An 18,584-nucleotide genomic window follows, 5' to 3' on the forward strand; every position below is an offset into this window, starting at 1 on the left:
GCATCCATCACCGCAATGCCGCCAACGTTTAGCCAATCCCCCCTAGCGAAACCCACTCTTTTATCTAAGAAGATTCCTAACCGAGCTGACGGAAATGCCTTCCTGACGCCAATACGCGGATTTACCCGCCGATTTACAACAATAACTCTGTAAAAACAATCGATAAGCCAATCTCTCTCGCTCAGCAAGTTGCGTCTATCCTTTCGCTATGGGCGCCTGCCGCCCATCGTTCGCTGCAGATCGCGGCATGCGCGTTTCTGGCTGTTCGGGTTTCGGTTTATTCCATCGCGCGCTTCCATTCATCATGTTGAATTTCACAGCAATCTCTCAGCAACAAGGAGTGTTTATATGGCTTACGTCATTACCGACCGAGAAAAACTGCAAGCGATTTGGGAGGCCGCCAAAGCCGGCGACTGGCCAGCGGTATATGCCGCATCCGTCGATGCGCTCACCGATCCCAACCATGCCAACCAACCCATTGAGGGCGTGGATATCGCGGTGTATACCTGGATCAAAGGCGCCTATGGCGTGAACTCGAATCAGGGGGCGTTTGCCCATTACATTCGCGACCAAACCAAGCTGCAGTATGAGCTGCGCACCGGGCATGTGCCCGATGACTGGGAGGCGCGCATTCAGAATGCCTCCGACAACATCGCCAAAAACTTCGCCAAAACGCTGTTTGGCGTCGATCTGAGCAGCGATCCCAACGCACCGCTGCCGGATGCCCCGCCCACCAGCGCCAAAGTGCCGGACATTCACGAGGTCGGCCTGATCGACGCCGGCGCGGCGGCGTCCGAAGTGTTCACCGATGCCTCCTCGACCGGCGCCCCCAACTATTCCCCCTGGGCCGGCACCACGCTGTTCTCTTATTTAGGCGATACCTCGTTCTTTACCGAATGGGTGGCGACCAACGACACCTCGGCCTTTAAGGTGGAAGGCGGGACTTACGATCTGATTGCCGCGGCGCAGGTCTCCATGCAAATGAAAAACCTCAGTTACGTGGTTGAAACGCTGCTGGCGGGCGAAGTGCCCACCTATTTGACCACCCTGGGCATTGGCCACGAGACCATCCGCCTCGCCGCCGAAGCGGCGCGTGATTTCTACACCGACTCCTACGGCAGCAGCGTGACCGGCGGCGGCAGCCTCATTCCCGGCAAGCTGGATATCGGCTCGGCGATTTTCAACGACATTGCCGACGTGCTGTCCACGCCGAATCTGTACCGCGTCGGTACGCTGCATGACGACGATTTCACGCTGGCGTTCGGCAATATCGCCGTTAACACCGGCAGCGGCGACGACACCATCAGCGTGCCGCGCGGCTGGCAAAACAACGCCGGCAACTACGGCTGGACGGTGATCGACGGCGGCAGCGGCCACGATACGGTCGATTATTCCAGCCTGTCGCACGGGGTAAACCTGAAGTTTGACGCCCAGGGCAGCTACGGCGGACGCGGGGTGATCGAGAAAAACGGCATCGGGCTGTATGGCTTTAAGGACGGGCTGTACAACATCGAAGCGGTGAAACTGACCGACTTTAAGGACAACGTCACCTTTAACGATCGGGTGCTGACGCCGGCCAACGGCCTGGAGGTCAGCCTGGGCAAAGGCTCCAGCGAGATTCGTTTCGAGCACGGTTATACCACTGCGCCGGGAGGGAGCGCGCCGCAGGATTATCTCGGCGTGAACCTGAGCATGCTGTCCAACGATGTGCCTTTCCCCAACAGCCTGCTGAATATTCCCGTGAAGCAGACCCACAATATCTACATCGACGACAGCTTCGAGCTGGGTTTTTTACAGGCCTCCTCCCTGTCTATCGACAACCACCTGCTGGCCTTCGGCGCCGAAGGATCAAACAGCAGCTTCTCACTGAACTACAACGCGCAAACCCATACGCAGGATCTGTCGATATTCATGCAGGGCGAAAGCGCACTCAATCAGCACGTCGTCAATATCTACAATTGGGATCAAGGATACTTTGGCATCAATCTGGAGCAGCCGGCCATTCAGCTTGTCGGTTTGCAAACCGTTACGCCGCAAGAACTGGCGGCCGCCTAAGCGAAGCCCGCCGGTTTACCGGCGGGTTGTTTACCTGCAGCGCGACGGCTCAGGCCCCATCCCGCTCCGCCACCCGCGCCAGCAACGCCCCCAGCAACGCCAGATCGACCAGCAACGCCAGCGCAAAACAGCTCCCCCTCACGCCCGGCGCGGCGTAGGTTTGTACCAGCGAAGCGGCAATCACTACGGCCACGATAGTCACCACTGTCGTCAGCCTGCACGCCACGGCGAACGCCGCTTTCTCCTCCACCGCCGTGCGGTAGGCAACGCCCTGCCCCAGGCCGCCGAGGGCGATGCCCGCCAGCAGAGCCGGCCAGTCATGGCCGCCGAACAGCATCAGCAGCGTCAATAGCCATCCCGCCGCCGCCAGCAAAAAGCCGTGGCGGAGAATCGCCAGCGCAGGCCGGTTCCGCAGCGGCTGCCAGCGGGCCAGTGCGGCGCCGCCGAGAAACGCCAGCGCCAATGCCGTCAGCAGCATCAGGGGCGCGCCGATGCCCTGCTGGCTCTCCGCCTCCAGCAGCAAAGCGCCCGCCGCGACCGGCACGCTGAGCGCCAGGGCGCTCGCCGCCGTTCCCGTGTGTGCCATGGCGCCCAGGGCGCCGTTGTTGATAGAAAGGCTCATCGCTCACTCCCGATAGGGTGGAAATGATGAAATAAATTCATTTCCCTGTTCACATGTCAGTAGCCTATCTCTTGTATAATCGGTCAGACAAACTCATAGTTTTCAGCCTTAGATGAGAATAACTCAGCCATGAGAAAACCCCGTTTGCCGCCGCTTGGCGCGCTGCGCGCTTTCCACGCCGTGGCCGGCTGCCGCAGCTTCAAACTGGCCGCCGAGGCGCTGGGCGTCAGCGCGACGGCGGTCAGCCACCAGATCAAGCTGCTGGAATCGGTGCTGGAATGCCGGGTGTGCGAGCGCAGCGCGCAGGGCGTCAGCCTGACCGAGACCGGCGAGATCCTGTATGCCGGCACCCAGCGCGCCTTTGCCGCGCTGGAACAGTCCGTCGCCCAAATCACCCGCGCCCGGCAGCCGCCGGCGCTGACCGTCACCACCACCTCCAATTTTCTCACCCACTGGCTGGTGCCGCGCCTGGCGGATTTCAAGGCGGAGTTTCCCGCCATCGATCTGCGCCTGCACACCAGCGTCGAGCGGGTGGATCTCAGCCAGCGCACCGTGGACGTCGCCATCCGCTACCGTGAAACGCCGGAAACCGATCTGCACTGCACCCTGCTGCATGAGGATCGCTTTATCGTGGTCGCCAGCCCGGCGCTGGCGCTGGCGCGCATCGAGGATTTGCAGCGGGTGACGTTGTTTCACGTGGCGCATCGGCAGGTGCCCGCCGACTCGCCGACCTGGGAGAACTGGCGGCGGCGCTACGGGCCGGAAGGGTTGAACGTGGAAGCCGGGCTGACCTTCAGCGACGAAACCCATGCGCTGCAGGCGGCGGTGGCCGGCCAGGGGGTGGTGATCGCCAGCCGGCTGCTGGCACGCGATTTGTTGCAGCGCGGCGTGCTGGCCGCGCCGTTCGAGATGGCGTTACCCGGCGCCAACTACTATCTGGTGGCCACCGAAGAGACCGCGCAGCGCCCCGATATCATTGCGCTGCGCGAGTGGCTGCTGCGGCAAATGGCGGCAGGCTAACGGCTCTCGGGGGCAATTTCGCCCAGGCGGATCGCCACGCTGATCGCCTGCGCGGTGGTGGCGGCGCCAAGGCGCCGGCGAATGCGGCGCAGGTGGTTTTCCACCGTGCGTTCAGACAGGCCGAGCATCGCGGCGATATCCGCCTGTCGTCGGCCGATGGCGGTCCAGCTCAGCACCTCACGCTCGCGCGCCGACAGCCGGCCTTCTTCTTTGCCGGCCGCCGGTTCAAACAGCCGCCGCGCCGCCAAAAAGGCCGCCGTGCCCACCAGCGACAGCGCCAACCGCACCGGCGGCGAGGCGTCGATGCGCTCGCCTCCCAGGCTGACGGCGCCCTCCAGGCCGGCGGGGCCGAACACCGGGATTTGCATGCCGTGCAGGCCCGCGCCGCGCGGCGTGCGCACAATCCGGTAGCGCTCTCCCTGCTGCGCCCGGGTCTTGGTCCAGAAGAACGGCTCGCTGGCCCGCAGCATGTGGTGAGTCACCGGGCAGTGCCGCACGTAGGTCAGCGCATCGACCGCCTCCCCCTCGCCGAACCAGTCGCCTTCGACCCAATAGATATGCTCGATCCCCGCCTCCGCCGTGGCGGAAGCGGAAAACAGCACAAAGCGATCGAAGCCGAACGGCGCGGCGAAGGCGCGAACCCGCCCCTGAATGGCGGACAGGGTTCGCTCGTGGTCCATCGCCAACGCCGTCTGGAAAGCGCGCTGCGCGATCTCGTCGCTCATCGCGCGGCGACGTCGGCCAGCAGCGTCTCCGCCGCCAGTTTGCCGAGGTTGTTGGAAGCCAGCGGGCTGTCGCCGGTCAGCAGGCGCCGATCTTTATGCACCTTGCCGGTGATGTCGGCATTGACGATCTTCACGCCCAGCTCACGCAGGCGTTCGCCCACCAGCCAGGGCATCGGGCCGGGGATATAGCCGATGTCGATGTTGGCGCCGGTATCGAGAGCATCCGGGAACACGCACATCTCATAGCCGCGATAAAGGAAATCGTCTTTGCTCTCACCGATGCCCGCCGCCAGCAAACCGGCCGGCCCGTGGCACAGCGAGATCACGTAGCGATCGTTGTCATGGGCCCAGTGCAGCGTCTTTTTCACCTCTTCACTGAACGGGATATCATTGAGCACGCCGTGGCCGCCGGGAATGAAAACGCCGAGGTAGTTGCCGCCATCCAGATCCTTCACGACTTCCGTCAGCTTTTTCGGCTGCTTGAGTTGGCTGCGGTACTTCTCATAGGTGGCCTTGACCGCTGGGTCTTCATGCGGGAACGCCCACATCTCCAGCTTCACCGGATCGCCGGACGGCGTGGCGATGTCGATCTCGAAACCGGCCAGATCCAGGTGATACATCGGCAGCAGCATCTCGACCGGATGGTTGCCGGTGGAGAAGAACTTGCCGTTTTGCATCAGCAGGTAGCGCTCCTGCGAGGCGATCATCAGCACCTTCCACTTGCCGCCGCGATAGGCGTTCGGGTAGCTGGCGCCCGTGAAGTCGGTTTTGGACGAGGTGTACTGGCTGAGGGAGTAAGGTGATGGGAAGAACGCGTTGTCTTCCGCCACATCCGGGGTGGGATTACGATCGTTGGATACTGAATCAGTCATGATTATCTCCATATTCACCGTTGCATTTCTCTTTCAGCTTAAATAACCGCCGGCGGGGCCGCAATGCGGGATATCCCTCAATCGCCCTCGCACTGGCGGCGCTCAAGCGGGGTGCCGTAGCGCGACAATGAACGTTTCTTCGCTGACGCCGGCATATTCGTACCGGCACTTTCTCACCGGCACCTGGAAGTAGCGCTCCAGGATATCCTCTTGCAGCAAGGCGTTTTTATCGCCAAACATGCACTGTCGCTTATTCATCAGCAGGCACTTGTCGGAGATGCGATCGGCGTAATGCAGAAAATGCGTATTCAGCACGATCGTCATCTGCCGCTCTTTGGCGAGGCGCCAGAGCATCTCGATCATTTTAGCCTGATTGTAAAAATCCAGGTTCGACTCCGGTTCGTCGAGGATCATGACGTCGGGATCCGCCGCCAGCGCCTTGGCGAAATAACACATCTGCAGTTCCCCGCCGCTGATCTGATTGATGTTTTTCTGCGCCAGCGGCGCGATCTCCAGCGCGTGCAACACCGCCTGCGCCTTGGCGAAATCTTGCCGTCGCGGCCCGGCGAACCACCCCGCCTGGCGAGCGCAGCCGAAAGTGACAAAATCGAGCACGCCATACGCGAAATGCGGCGTTTTCGCCTGCGGCACATAGGCCAGTCGGGCGGGCCGATTGTCGATATGGCCGATCTGGCACACGCCTGACAGGGGCCGGCACAGGCCCGCGACATGTCTCAGCAGCGTGGTTTTACCGGCGCCGTTCGGCCCGAGCACGCTGAGGATCTCACCGCGTTTCAGATGAAAACTGACGTTGTCGAGAATGGGCTCACACCCTTTGAACCCCAGGGTCAACTGGCTAACGGTGATCATGTTTGCTGCTCATAATAAAAAGGAGGGCGAAAAGCGGCGCGCCGATCAGCGCGGTCAGGATGCCGATCGGGATTTCAGCGTAGGTGGCGCCTCTGGCGATATTGTCGATCACCAGCAAAAACAGCGCCCCGCTCAGCGCCGAAGCCGGGATCAGGCGACCGTGGTTATACCCCAACACGCTTCGCACCAAATGCGGGATCACCAAGCCGACCCACCCCACCACGCCGGCCAAGCTCACCGAGGCGGAAACCAGCAGAGAGGCGGCGATCAGCAACAGGATCTTCAGCCGGGGCGGATTCAGACCGGCGATGCGCGCCTCGTCGTCCCCAAGAGAGAGAATGTTCATATTCCACCTGAGCCGGTAGATAGTCAGGTAACACGCCGCAAACAGCGGGATCAGCCAATAAACTTGCGCTTTCGCTACCGAAGCGAAGCTGCCCATCAGCCAGAAGACGATCGCCGGCAAGGTATCCTGCGGATCGGCGACATATTTTATGACCGAGACAAACGCGATAAACAGCGACGCGATAATCATGCCGGACAAAAGCGTGGTGAGCGCATCCTGCCGGCGTTTGAGGCGGCAGATGCCGAGCACCAGCAACAGGCTCACCACGCCGAAAAGAAACGACAGCAGCGAACTCAGGGCAAAAGGCAAACTCAATAGAATGCCCAGCGCAGCGCCAAAGGCGGAGGCGGAAGACGTGCCAAGCACGTCCGGGCTGGCCAATGCGTTTTTCAGCACCGCCTGAAAGGTCGCGCCGGCGACCGCCAACCCGCCGCCCACCAGCATCACCGCCACTACCCGCGGCGCGCGCAGGTTAAAAATCACCGAATAGCGGGCCTGGTTTTCCCCCGGCATGTTCCCCTGCCATAAAATCTGCGCCACATCATGGGCCGACAAGGCGTAGCGGCCGGCAAACAGCGATGCGAAGGCGACTGCACACAGCGAAATGAACAATCCCGCCATGATCGCCGCATATTTTCCTCTGCCCGGCATCCCCAAGCTCCTCCAATGGATTAACGCTATTCAACCGTGGCGCTAGCGTTGCGCCAGCACCTCATCCAGCAACCGGTCCGGGATCGCGTAGGAGAACATCGTCTGATAATAACGACGCGTCTCCTGCCGCAGCGTCTTGTCGCTAATGTCTTCGGGCGCGTATCGGTTGATCATGAACAGCGGCAACAGTGACGTTTCCGCCGACAGGCCCCCCCAGTTGTGAATGCCCACCGGCGTCGAGAAAACCTTGCCGTTTTTCACCGCCCTGAGCGTCTCCCACGCCTGGCCGGGGATCCCCCCGTGCAGCAGCGCTTTTGCGCTGCCGAACACCACGAAAATCACATCCGGATCCCAGGCCATGATCTGCTCCATCGACACGTTGATGTACCTGCCGGCATCGCCCTTCACCGGCAAATCCCCGGCGACGTTATCCATGCCGGCCATTTTCAGATAGGTGTCGCCGTAGGTGTGCGGGCCGCTCACCTTCAACTGCCTGCCGTCGCTTTCTTCCAGATATAACGCCCTGACGTGCTGCGCGCGGATGGCTGCGGCATAGGGGCGGATCTGCTTCAGGGTCCTTTCCCAGGCGTCTTTGAATTTATGCGTGCGCGGCAGGCCGAGGGTGTCGGCGAAGGTATTTTCCCAATACACCTGGGTGACCATCGGCTGGTATTTGGTCTTCCCGCCGGCGTCCAGATCGACCGTCATCACGCCCGCCCTTTCCAGCCGATCGTCCTGGCTTTTGCCGTAGTAATAAATGATGTCGGGCCGCAGATTCATTAACGACTCCATGTTGACCCGATAGTCCTTATTGATGAAATCGGACGTGATCCTGCCGATGTCAGGCTTCATGTCTTTCAACACATGCATATCGGCATGCATGAATGCCCAGGGGCCGACGCCGACGACGTGCCGATAGGCCGCCTCGTTGGCCAGGATCACGCCGAAGGGGCAGTTGCCGGTGATAACGATCCGCGGATAGCTGCCGGGCAGCGTTTGCGCCGCCGCGCTCTGCGGCAGCGCGGCCGCTTCCGGCTGGCTGGCGCCGGCGCAAGGCAGCATCGGCAAAGCGGCTATCGCCAGCAAGGCGGTGGCGATGAATGTCAGTTTTACGGCCATGAGGCCTCCTGCGCGCACGCGCAATGGCGCGCGTCGATGAGCGGTGTCAGGCCGAGGCGGCGATGCCGGCGGCCATGATGGTGATCCCGGCAACGAAAACGATCGCCGCGGTGGCGACCGCGCCGCCGCCGACCAACGCGGCGGTTTTTCCTTCGGAAATGTCTTTTCGCTGCAGGAAAGAGAGTTGCGACAGGGGAATGATTTTTCCGCTGTCGGCAACGATGTCTTTCGGTTCAACCTTCGCAACCGTCAGCTCGCCGCCGCTGCCGTCCTTCAGGCCGTATTTCAGCCGATCGCCGACATAGACCGGCGGCTGCAACAGATAATACGGGCTATTGAGCCCCGCCTCTTTTTGTTGCAGCGCCACGTCGTGGTAGGTCGAGCAGCCGCTGAGGGAAAACGCCGCCATCCCGATAATGAGCGGCACCAGGTGGGTGAATCGCATGGGAAACCTCGAACGTGCTTATTTGCTGGTTTTTAACGTAACGGCGGACTTGAAGCGCATATAGCTCACGGCCAGAGAGAGAAACGAGAACGCCGCCCCCGCCATTAAGCTGATAGTCGTCGCTTGCGCGCCGCGCATATTGAAGAAAATCGCCACTAACGCCGAACCGACGATTTGCCCAATCAACCGGGAACTGCCCAACAGACCGCTGGCGATGCTGCTGTTTTCATGAGAGACCGAGGTCATGATCAGCAGGTTGTTCGGTGATTGAAACAGGCCGAAACCGATGCCGCACAGCGCCACACGCCATACGATCGCCCCATTCGACGGATCGGCCGGCAGGTTGGCCATCAGCAGCATGCCGGCCAACAAGCAGGCGAGGCCTGACAGGGCGACAAGATTGGGATCGTATTTCTTGGTCAAATCGCCGGAAATCAACGACGACACCATGGTGGCCAGCGGCCAGGCGGTCAGCAGCAGACCGATTTCCACCACGTTTCTTTGCAGGACATTGTGGAAATAAAAAGGCAGCGATACAAAAGCCAAAAGCTGGGTGCTGTAAGACAGCATCGACATCAGCAAAGACAATGACAGCGTCGGGTTATGCAGCATCGCGACCGGGATCAGCGCGGCGTTGGCCTTTCTTTTCTGATTGATGTACAGCCACCCGGCCAGTCCGGCGAATACCGCAAAGCTCAGCGCCGCCGCCAGCAGATGGCGGGTGGTCATGCTCATCGTGCTGAGCGAGAAAGCGATAAACAGCACAAACACCAACAGGGCGCCCCCGCTGTCGAAGCCAACGCTGCGCCGCTCGCGGGAGCCCAGAAATATCACGCTCAGCAGCAGCGACAGGCAGGCGATGGGAACATTGATGGTGAACAGCCAGTTCCAGCTCGTTTGAGAAAGTATCGCCGAGGCGATGGACGGCCCGGCGGCGGCGGAAACCGACACCACCATCACGTTAATCCCCAGGCCGCGCCCCAGCAGCCTTGCCGGGTAGATCTCCTTAATCAGCGCCGCATTGACGCTGAGCACCGCCGCGGCGCCGAAGCCCTGTATCACTCGGAACGCCGTCAGCATCGCCAGCGTGTCGGAAAGCGCGCAGCCCAACGAGGAGAAAGCAAACAGCACCACCCCGGCCATAAAGATTTTTTTATTGCCCACCGCTCTGCCCAGCGCCGCAAAGGGCATCAACGACGCGACGACGGCAAACTGGTAGGCATTGATAATCATGATGGAGGCCGATTCGGAAACGGCGAAATCTTTCGCGATCACCGGCAGCGCTACGTTAGCGATGGTGCTGTCGAGCATGGCGATGACCGTGCTTAACGAGACGGCGAGAACCGCGAATAGATTTAGCGTCTCTTTTTCCTGGTGTTTAAAAGTCATGTTAACGCTCCAAAAACGTGGGTGTCTTTATGCCGGCATGCCGGCGGCAAAGACGCCGTTTTTATCAATTTTTGTAATTACGTTATAACATATCATTATTGGATGGTAATAAATCTCATTTGAAATATTGGATTGCATAGTGTTTCAAAATAAGAATTAACAAATCAAATACAAATAAATCACAATATAAATACCCAATCAAATAACCATATTCAGTATAAAAAACCGGTTGATTTATAGAATGACATTAAAAGTAACAGGCGCTAACAGACGACGATGATGTCAGCATGATTTGTTATGTTATAACACAACAACCTTCCCTTTATGCGGGTTAACCTTATGGCTAAGAAGGACCTTTTGAACACGCGCTTGTCCCGCCGCAGAATGATGCTGGCCGGGCTGGCGGCTCTGGCGCTCAATAGCGCCGTTTCTCCGCTGGCTAGCGCCCACGGCTTGCCACGCCCCAAAAAACAGGCGGGCCCTCAGGGTGCGCGAAAACGATTCCTGGTCATGTTGGATCCCGGCCATGGCGGCATCGACTCCGGCGCCATTGGCCACACCGGTTCGCTGGAAAAACATGTCGTTCTGGCGATCGCCAGAAACGTGCGGGCGCAGCTCGATCGACACGGCATCGATGCCCGCCTGACGCGCGACAGCGACGTTTTTATTCCGCTGTACGATCGGGTGGAGATCGCGCACCGGCATGGCGCGGATCTTTTCATGTCGATTCATGCCGACGGCTTTACCTGCCCCAGCGCCTGCGGCGCTTCGGTCTTTGCGCTTTCCACTAAGGGCGCCAGCAGCGCGATGGCGAAATACTTATCGAACAGTGAAAACGCGGCGGACGATCTCGCCGGCCCCCACGTCATCAAGAAAGATCGCTATTTGCAGAAGATACTGTTTGATTTGGAACAAACGGAAACCATCAAAGAAAGCCTGACGCTAGGCTCGCACCTGATCCAACATATTGCGCCCATCCATCATTTACATGCCAAAAATACCGAACAGGCGGCCTTCGTGGTGTTGAAATCCCCGTACATTCCTTCGGTATTGGTGGAAACCTCGTTCATCACCAACCCCGAGGAAGAAAGGCTGCTGGGCACCCCTGCATTCCGAAATAAAATCGCCACCGCCATCACGCAGGGGATCGTCAGCTACTTTAAACACGTCACGCACGCTTAAGCTTCACCAGGACGGCAAGCCGGCCGGCTTGCCGCGCACAGGGACGGTGTCATCATGATAAAATGCAATCCTCGCGCTTTTTCGGCGAGCCTGTGGCTCCCGCTGCTGGCCCTGTTGCCGCGCAGCGCCTTCGCCGTGCCGCTGACGGTATCGCAACACAGCAGCCTGAATTTCTACGGCACGATTATCGCCAGACGCTACAGCGGCCAAAGCGAACGCGACGACGGCGACCGCAGCTATCTCTATTTCGGCCTGATCGGCAAAAAAAAGATCGCGCCGCGCTGGCGGGCCTACGCCCATTGGGAATATACCGTCAGCTTCGCCGACGCCACCCGAAACAGCACCCGGCTCGCCTACCTCGGCGTGCAGAACGCCGCCCTGGGCAGCCTCGATATCGGCCGCAACTGGGGCGTGCTCTATGATGTGACCGCCCTGACCGATCGCTCCCCGCTGTTCAGAGAAATGGCCTACAACTACATCGACAACTTTATGCGCGGCCGGGCGCACAACCTGCTCACTTACCGCAAACCTTTCAGCCTGTTTCAGCGGCACGCCGCCCTCGCGCTGCAGTATCAGTTCAAAGACGGCGACGATCGACAGGCGCTGGGCAAACAAAACGGCAACGGGTTCGGCGCCTCCTTCCGCTATGCGCTGACGCCGACGCTCAGCCTCATCGCCGCCGCTTCGGCGTCTCAAACCACGCAGCGGCAGCAACGCGCCGCCGGCTATCGTCGGCGCGTCGATACGCTGGCCGAGGGGGTTCTCTATGCGTCGAAAAAAATCTATCTCGCGGCCGTGTTCACCCAAAGCGACAACGCCATCAGCCCGCAACAAACCGCTAACCGCGGCTCGGCGTCCAGTTATGAAGCGCTCGCCAAATACCGGCTGACGGACCACATCCAACCCAACATCGGCTATACCCGTTTGATACAGGCCCGGGCAGGCCGCAACACCGACTTATTGAACTACGAGGAGTTGGGCGTGACCTGGTTGCTCAATAGCAACATGCAGGTGTTTATTAACTATGAATTCAATAACCTTTCTCGGCACGCCCCCGGCGTCGATGCGTCAGACAAACTCGATATGGGCATCAGCTATCACTGGTGACGCGCTGCCGCAGCCAATAAAATAAAAAGCCCCGCCCGGTGAAGGGCGAGGCTCGCTCGCGCCGATCGAGACGGTGCGAGAGGATCATGAGGGCAGAGTGATGACAAAGTGCCGAATGCGCCTGCTCATGGCGTGACGGACGCCTCAGCGCGGCGCTTGCGCGTTTTTCCACTCCCGCCAAATCGTTTCCAGCCCGGCGTGATACGTCGTGACGGCGAAGTCGGGAAAACGCTGTTTGAACTTGGTCGAGTCGAACAGGTTATCGTGCTCGTAGCGCGGCAGCAGCTCGCGCATCTCACGCGCCCCGGACGAAACCAACCCCGCGGCGATCAACGCCCATTTGCCGATAACGGAATATGAAATGTCCTTCCCAAACACCTCGCAGGCCAACGCGGCGAACTGCGCATAGGTGAGCCGCTCGTCGCAGCACGGGAGATGCCACGTCTGGCCGAACGCGTCGGGCGTATTACCGAGCCGGGCTAACCCACGGCTGGCGTCGGGCGTCCAGATCAGCGTGCGCAGCCTGTCGTCGCGAACCGGCACGCGCGGTTTTTCCCCCGCTTTCAGCCTGTCGACGATCAGCGCATTGGTGAAGCTCTGCGTTTTTCCCGGCCCATAAAACTCGGGCGCACGGCCGATCAGCACGGGGATCTGCTTGCGCTCCATCTCGTCGAGCACCTTCTCGGTCATCAGGGCGCGCACCCGTCCCTTGCGCCCCCGAGGCGCGAACGGCGTCGATTCCGTCTGCGGCTCGCCGTTCTGCGGATACATATAGGTATTGTCGAAATAAACAAAGGGCACGCCCGCGGTACGGCTGGCGTCCAACGCATTCTGCAGCATGGTCGGAAATTGCCGCTCCCACAGCGCCGAATCCGGCGGCAGGCCGGCGGCGAAATACACCACGTCGCTGCCCTTCACCGCCGCCAGGGTCTGCTGTGCATCGAGCAGGTCGGCCGCGACCAGCGTATCGCTGTCGTTGACCTTCCTCGGGTTGCGGCTGACCAATCTTAAATCATCGGTGTACGCGCGCTTCAGTTCACGCGCCAGCTCTTGGGCGATCTGGCCACTGGCGCCCAGGATCGTTTGCATTGGCGTTCCTCATCGCAATGAAAAAAACTCCGCCCACTCAGGGCGGAGCAAAAGTGCTTGTTCGCGCTTAACTGTTCACGAACGCCAGCAGATCGGCGTTGACCTGATCGGCATGGGTGGTCGGTATGCCGTGCGGCGCGCCCTTATAGGTATGGAGCGTGCCGTTTTGCACCAGTTTGGCCGACAGCGCGCCGGAGTCCTGATAAGGCACCACCTGGTCGTCGTCGCCGTGGATCACCAGCACCGGAATGGCAATCTTCTTGAGATCTTCGGTGAAATCGGTCTGCGAGAAGGCGACGATGCCGTCATAGTGCGCCTTGGCGCCGCCCATCATGCCCTGCCGCCACCAGTTCCAGATAATGGCCTCCGACGGTTTGGCGCCCGGACGGTTATAGCCGTAGAACGGGCCGGCGGGCACGTCGTAATAGAATTGCGCCCGGTTGGCGGCCAGCTGCGCCTGGAAATCATCGAATACCGATTTTGGGGTGCCCTGCGGGTTACTGTCCGTTTTCACCATCAGCGGCGGCACTGCGCTGATCAGCACCGCTTTGGACACCTTGTCCTCGCCGTGGCGCACGATGTAGCGCACCACCTCACCGCCGCCGGTCGAGTGGCCCACGTGCATGGCGCCCTGTACGCCGAGGTGTTTTACCACCGCGGCGACATCATCGGCGTAGTGATCCATGTCGTGCCCTTCCCACACCTGGCTGGAGCGGCCGTGGCCGCGGCGATCGTGCGCAACCACGCGGAACCCTTTGTTCACGAAGAACAGCATCTGGGCATCCCAGTCATCGCTGGACAGCGGCCAGCCGTGGTGGAAGTAGATAACCTTGCCGTTTTTTGGGCCCCAATCCTTGTAGAAAATCTCGACGCCATCGCTGGTCGTTACATAACCCATGTCGTTTCTCCCATTTACACTCTGGTTAAAAAAGAAGGTTTATACTGCGCACGGCGCCGGGATCTCTGGCTCCCTCATCCCGGTTGGCCGACGATCTTGCGTTGATCGTTTAACGAGTATAGGTTTAAAGTTCACTTTAAGGTCAAACCCCATTCGGCAAACCGCATTCCCGCTTTCACTCGGCATCAGGAGAATTCAAGTGCAGGGAGATGACATCCTCATGACGATGGAGCCGCGGCTTGCCGCCCAGCGCCACGCCTTCCTGCGCGACGGCGCGCCGACGATGCAACAGCGCAAGGCCGCCCTGCGCCGCTTGCGGAGCGCCATTCTGGCCCAGCGCGCCGCGCTGGCGGCGGCCGTCAGCGCGGACTTCGGCCACCGTTCGCCTTACGAAACCGACATTCTGGAGATTCTGGTCACCGTTCAGGCGATCGATTACCTGCTGCGCAACCTGAAACACTTCATGAAGCCGGAGCGCCGCCACGTCGCCCTGCCGTATCAGGCCGCACGCGCCTATGTGCAATATCAGCCCAAGGGCGTGATTGGCATCATGGCGCCGTGGAACTACCCGTTTTCGTTGACCTTCATCCCGCTGGCCACCGCCCTGGCCGCCGGCAACCGTGTGATGCTGAAACCTTCGGAGCTCACGCCGCATACCAGCCGCCTCATCGAAACGTTGCTGGCGGCGCTGTTTCCCGCCGATGAGGTCGCCGTCGTGACCGGCGGGCCGGACATCGGGGCCAGATTCAGCGAGCTGGCGTTCGACCATCTGGTGTTCACCGGCAGCACGGCGATCGGCCGTCAGGTCATGCAGGCGGCCGGCAAACATCTGGTGCCGTTAACGCTCGAACTGGGCGGCAAAAGCCCCGCCGTCATGGCGCGCGGCGCGGTTAACGCCAGAAACGTCAAGAGCGTGGCGTTCGGCAAGCTGTCGAACGCGGGCCAAACCTGTATCGCGCCCGATTACCTGCTGGTTCATCAGGACGATCTGGCAAGCTTCATGGCGCTCTATGACGCGGCGGTTAAAAGCTTTTATCCCGACGGGCCAACCGGCGACGACTACGGCGCCATCATCAACGACAGGCACTACCACCGCTTGCAAGCGCTGCTTGCCGACGCACAGGCGCGCGGCGCGCAACTCCATCCGGTCGGCCACCGCCCGGACTCGGCGTCTGAACGGCCGAACACGCTGGCCCCTACGCTTATCGTCGGCGCCCCCGATGACAGCGCGATCATGCAAGAAGAGATCTTCGGGCCGCTGCTGCCGGTGCGCACCTACGCCGCCTTTGATGAAACGATCGACGTTATCAACGCCGCGCCCCGCCCGCTCGCGCTCTACTACTTCGGCCCGCCGGGCGAGGATCGGGACCGGCTGCTGGCGCGCACCGCCTCCGGCAACGTCAGCATCAACGCCACCCTGCTGCACTTCGCCCAGGACGACCTGCCGTTCGGCGGCATCGGCCCCAGCGGCATGGGAGCCTGTCACGGCATCGAAGGATTTCGGGCGCTGAGCCACGCCAAAGGCGTTTTCATCCAGAGCCGCTGGCGCTTTACCGACCTGCTGCGCGCGCCGTTCGGCAAGCTGGCGGACGCGGTGCTCGCGGTCATGTTGCGGCGCCGATAACGCGGCGTGTTGACTATCAATAGCACACCCATAAATCGCCGCAAGCTATCACAATATTCACTCATTCCTATTTTATCTCTCCGCCGCCGCTGACTAAGCTTAGCCCTATGTCCCCCTTTGCCCGTTGGCGGCGAGGGTGACGTAAATCTATTGAGTTCAGTTATTTAGCGCAACACCCGACGCAAGCCTTACCCGCATGCCTTGTTAACCGCTCCACGCCCGGCGGCTGGAGCATCTTTACGGAAGCAGAGAGCGCATTATGACAACTGAAAGCAAATGCCCGTTTTCGGGCGGCAAGCAGCCCGCACCGCAGAACGGCCCCACCAATCAGGATTGGTGGCCTAATCAGCTCAGCCTGAAACCACTGCACCAGCACTCCCCCCTGTCCGATCCGATGGATAAAGACTTCAACTACGCCGATGCCTTCAACAGCCTCGATCTGGCGGCGGTCAAACAGGATCTGCACGCCCTGATGACCGACTCGCAGGAATGGTGGCCGGCGGACTTCGGCCACTACGGCGGCCTGTTCATCCGCATGGCCTGGCACAGCGCCGGCACCTACCGCATCGGCGACGGCCGCGGCGGCGCAGGCGAAGGCCAGCAGCGCTTCGCCCCGCTCAACAGCTGGCCGGACAACGTCAGCCTCGACAAGGCGCGCCGTTTGCTGTGGCCTATCAAGCAGAAATACGGCCGCAACATCTCCTGGGCCGACCTGATTATCCTGACCGGCAACGTGGCGCTGGAATCGATGGGCTTCAAAACCTTCGGCTACGCCGGCGGCCGCGCCGACACCTGGGAGCCGGACGACGTCTACTGGGGCTCTGAGAAGATCTGGCTGGAACTGAGCGGCGGGCCGAACAGCCGCTACTCGGGCGACCGCGATCTGGAAAACCCGCTGGCGGCGGTGCAGATGGGCCTGATTTACGTCAACCCGGAAGGCCCGGACGGCAATCCCGATCCGGTGGCCGCCGCGCGCGACATCCGTGAAACCTTCGCCCGCATGGCGATGAACGACGAAGAAACCGTGGCGCTGATCGCCGGCGGCCACACCTTCGGCAAGACCCACGGCGCCGGCCCGGCGTCTCACGTCGGCGCCGATCCGGAAGCCGCCGGACTGGAAGCGCAGGGCCTCGGCTGGCACAGCACCTTCGGCACCGGCGTCGGCAAAGACGCCATCACCAGCGGCCTGGAAGTCACCTGGACCACCACCCCGACCCAGTGGAACCACGACTTCTTCCGCCACCTGTTCGAATACGAATGGGAGCTGAGCCAAAGCCCGGCCGGCGCGCACCAGTGGGTGGCGAAAGACATCGGTGAAACCATTCCCGACGCCTTCGATCCCAACAAAAAACGCCGCCCAACCATGCTGACCACCGACCTGTCGCTGCGCTTCGATCCGGCCTACGAGAAGATTTCGCGCCGCTTCTATGAGCACCCGGAGGAGCTGGCCGACGCCTTCGCCCGCGCCTGGTTCAAGCTGACCCACCGCGACATGGGGCCGCGCGCGCGCTACCTCGGCCCGGAAGTGCCGCAGGAAGCGTTGATTTGGCAGGATCCGATCCCGGCGGTCGATCATCCGCTGATCGATGAGCAGGACATCGCCGCGCTGAGAAACGCCGTGCTGGCTTCCGGCCTGTCGGTGTCGGCGCTGGTCTCCACCGCCTGGGCTTCCGCTTCCAGCTTCCGCGGCTCAGACAAGCGCGGCGGCGCCAACGGCGCGCGCATTCGCCTCGCGCCGCAAAAGGACTGGGCGGTCAACCAACCTGCGCAGCTCGCCGCGACGCTGGCCAAGCTGGAGAGCATCCAACGCGCCTTCAACGATGCGCAGACCGGCGGCAAACGCGTCTCGCTGGCGGATCTGATCGTGCTGGCCGGCGCGGCGGGCGTGGAACAGGCGGCGAAGAACGCCGGTTTCACCCTGACGGTGCCGTTCGCCCCGGGCCGCATGGACGCTTCGCAGGAACAGACCGACGTGGACTCCTTCGAGGCGATGGAGCCGCTCGCCGACGGTTTCCGCAACTTCCTGAAGGGCAAATACCGCGTGCCGGCCGAAACGCTGCTGGTCGACAAGGCGCAGCTGTTGACCCTGACCGCGCCGGAAATGACGGTGCTGGTCGGCGGGCTGCGCGTGCTCGGCGCCAACGTCGGCGGCACGCAGCACGGCGTGTTCACCCATCGCCCGCAGGCGCTGACCAACGACTTCTTCGTCAACCTGCTCGACATGGGCACCACCTGGCACCCGGTCGGTGAAGACGGCCTGTTCGAAGGCCGCGATCGCCGCAGCGGCGCGGTTAAATGGACCGGCACCCGCGTCGATCTGGTGTTCGGTTCGCACGCGCAGCTGCGCGCGCTGGCCGAAGTCTACGGCAGCGCCGACGGGCAAGAGAAGTTCGCCCACGACTTCGTCGCCGCCTGGAACAAAGTGATGAACCTCGATCGTTTCGATCTGGCGTAACTTAGCGACAGCACAAAGCCCGCCACGGTAAGTCGGCGGGCTTTTTTATTTGAGGGTAAAAACCGACGACACAACACATAAAAATGACTAACTGATTGATAAAATTTATAACCCC

General features: G+C 61.1%; 16 protein-coding genes. 6 read left to right on the plus strand and 10 right to left on the minus strand.

Features of this window, described 5'->3' with window-relative positions; all coding sequences use genetic code 11:
* Positions 1–348 precede the first annotated feature (348 nt).
* Entirely contained in the window at positions 349–2,055 is a 1,707-nt protein-coding gene (locus ACMGG9_RS15175) for a hemolysin (RefSeq protein ID WP_147879956.1), read from the plus strand.
* Between the two features lie 49 nt (positions 2,056–2,104).
* Here ACMGG9_RS15175 and ACMGG9_RS15180 read toward each other — a convergent pair whose 3' ends face one another.
* Positions 2,105–2,677: a hypothetical protein gene (locus ACMGG9_RS15180; protein ID WP_147879955.1), complete on the minus strand. Its 573-nt coding sequence runs from the start codon at positions 2,675–2,677 to the stop codon at positions 2,105–2,107.
* Positions 2,678–2,806: 129 nt separating this feature from the next.
* Between ACMGG9_RS15180 and ACMGG9_RS15185 the strand changes: the two genes are divergently transcribed.
* On the plus strand, positions 2,807–3,697 hold the full coding sequence (locus ACMGG9_RS15185) for a LysR substrate-binding domain-containing protein (RefSeq protein WP_047025369.1): 891 nt from the start codon (positions 2,807–2,809) through the stop codon (positions 3,695–3,697).
* Here the strand turns inward: ACMGG9_RS15185 and ACMGG9_RS15190 are convergent.
* From ACMGG9_RS15190 to ACMGG9_RS15220, 7 genes are all read right to left on the minus strand, one after another.
* Positions 3,694–4,422, minus strand: coding sequence for a PA1136 family autoinducer-binding transcriptional regulator (locus tag ACMGG9_RS15190; RefSeq protein ID WP_147879954.1), 729 nt, complete (start codon positions 4,420–4,422; stop codon positions 3,694–3,696). The genes ACMGG9_RS15185 and ACMGG9_RS15190 overlap by 4 nt on opposite strands.
* On the minus strand, positions 4,419–5,294 hold the full coding sequence (gene hchA / locus ACMGG9_RS15195) for a glyoxalase III HchA (protein ID WP_033643728.1): 876 nt from the start codon (positions 5,292–5,294) through the stop codon (positions 4,419–4,421). Before hchA ends, ACMGG9_RS15190 begins: the two co-directional genes overlap by 4 nt.
* Before the next feature lie 102 nt (positions 5,295–5,396).
* A complete protein-coding gene (locus ACMGG9_RS15200) occupies positions 5,397–6,164 on the minus strand; it encodes an ABC transporter ATP-binding protein (protein WP_033651856.1) in 768 nt (255 codons plus the stop codon).
* On the minus strand, positions 6,151–7,161 hold the full coding sequence (locus ACMGG9_RS15205; protein ID WP_033643730.1) for a FecCD family ABC transporter permease: 1,011 nt from the start codon (positions 7,159–7,161) through the stop codon (positions 6,151–6,153). Before ACMGG9_RS15205 ends, ACMGG9_RS15200 begins: the two co-directional genes overlap by 14 nt.
* A gap of 42 nt (positions 7,162–7,203) precedes the next feature.
* The gene (locus ACMGG9_RS15210; protein WP_223524790.1) at positions 7,204–8,280 is read right to left on the minus strand and encodes an ABC transporter substrate-binding protein; all 1,077 of its coding nucleotides are present in this window, start codon (positions 8,278–8,280) and stop codon (positions 7,204–7,206) included.
* A 46-nt stretch (positions 8,281–8,326) separates the two neighbouring features.
* On the minus strand, positions 8,327–8,725 hold the full coding sequence (locus ACMGG9_RS15215) for a hypothetical protein (protein WP_047574509.1): 399 nt from the start codon (positions 8,723–8,725) through the stop codon (positions 8,327–8,329).
* Positions 8,726–8,743: 18 nt separating this feature from the next.
* Positions 8,744–10,114 (minus strand): MFS transporter, encoded by a 1,371-nt coding sequence (locus ACMGG9_RS15220; RefSeq protein ID WP_260048743.1) that lies wholly within the window; start codon positions 10,112–10,114, stop codon positions 8,744–8,746.
* 339 nt (positions 10,115–10,453) lie between these two features.
* On the opposite strand from ACMGG9_RS15220, the gene amiA reads away from it, so the two are divergent.
* Positions 10,454–11,296: an N-acetylmuramoyl-L-alanine amidase AmiA gene (amiA, locus tag ACMGG9_RS15225; RefSeq protein ID WP_033643732.1), complete on the plus strand. Its 843-nt coding sequence runs from the start codon at positions 10,454–10,456 to the stop codon at positions 11,294–11,296.
* A 54-nt stretch (positions 11,297–11,350) separates the two neighbouring features.
* On the plus strand, positions 11,351–12,403 hold the full coding sequence (locus ACMGG9_RS15230) for a porin (RefSeq protein WP_414161532.1): 1,053 nt from the start codon (positions 11,351–11,353) through the stop codon (positions 12,401–12,403).
* Between the two features lie 144 nt (positions 12,404–12,547).
* On the opposite strand, the gene ACMGG9_RS15235 is transcribed toward ACMGG9_RS15230, so the two are convergent.
* A complete protein-coding gene (locus tag ACMGG9_RS15235; protein WP_176589069.1) occupies positions 12,548–13,492 on the minus strand; it encodes an NAD-dependent epimerase/dehydratase family protein in 945 nt (314 codons plus the stop codon).
* A 67-nt stretch (positions 13,493–13,559) separates the two neighbouring features.
* Positions 13,560–14,390: an alpha/beta fold hydrolase gene (locus ACMGG9_RS15240; protein WP_033643735.1), complete on the minus strand. Its 831-nt coding sequence runs from the start codon at positions 14,388–14,390 to the stop codon at positions 13,560–13,562.
* Between the two features lie 220 nt (positions 14,391–14,610).
* Here ACMGG9_RS15240 and ACMGG9_RS15245 point away from each other — a divergent pair, with 220 nt between their 5' ends.
* Positions 14,611–16,014 (plus strand): coniferyl aldehyde dehydrogenase, encoded by a 1,404-nt coding sequence (locus tag ACMGG9_RS15245; RefSeq protein WP_414161533.1) that lies wholly within the window; start codon positions 14,611–14,613, stop codon positions 16,012–16,014.
* Between the two features lie 259 nt (positions 16,015–16,273).
* On the plus strand, positions 16,274–18,469 hold the full coding sequence (gene katG / locus ACMGG9_RS15250) for a catalase/peroxidase HPI (protein ID WP_414161534.1): 2,196 nt from the start codon (positions 16,274–16,276) through the stop codon (positions 18,467–18,469).
* The last annotated feature ends 115 nt before the right edge of the window (positions 18,470–18,584 follow it).

It is taken from the genome of Serratia sp. BNK-10, from assembly GCF_047456065.1.
GTDB lineage: Bacteria > Pseudomonadota > Gammaproteobacteria > Enterobacterales > Enterobacteriaceae > Serratia > Serratia ureilytica.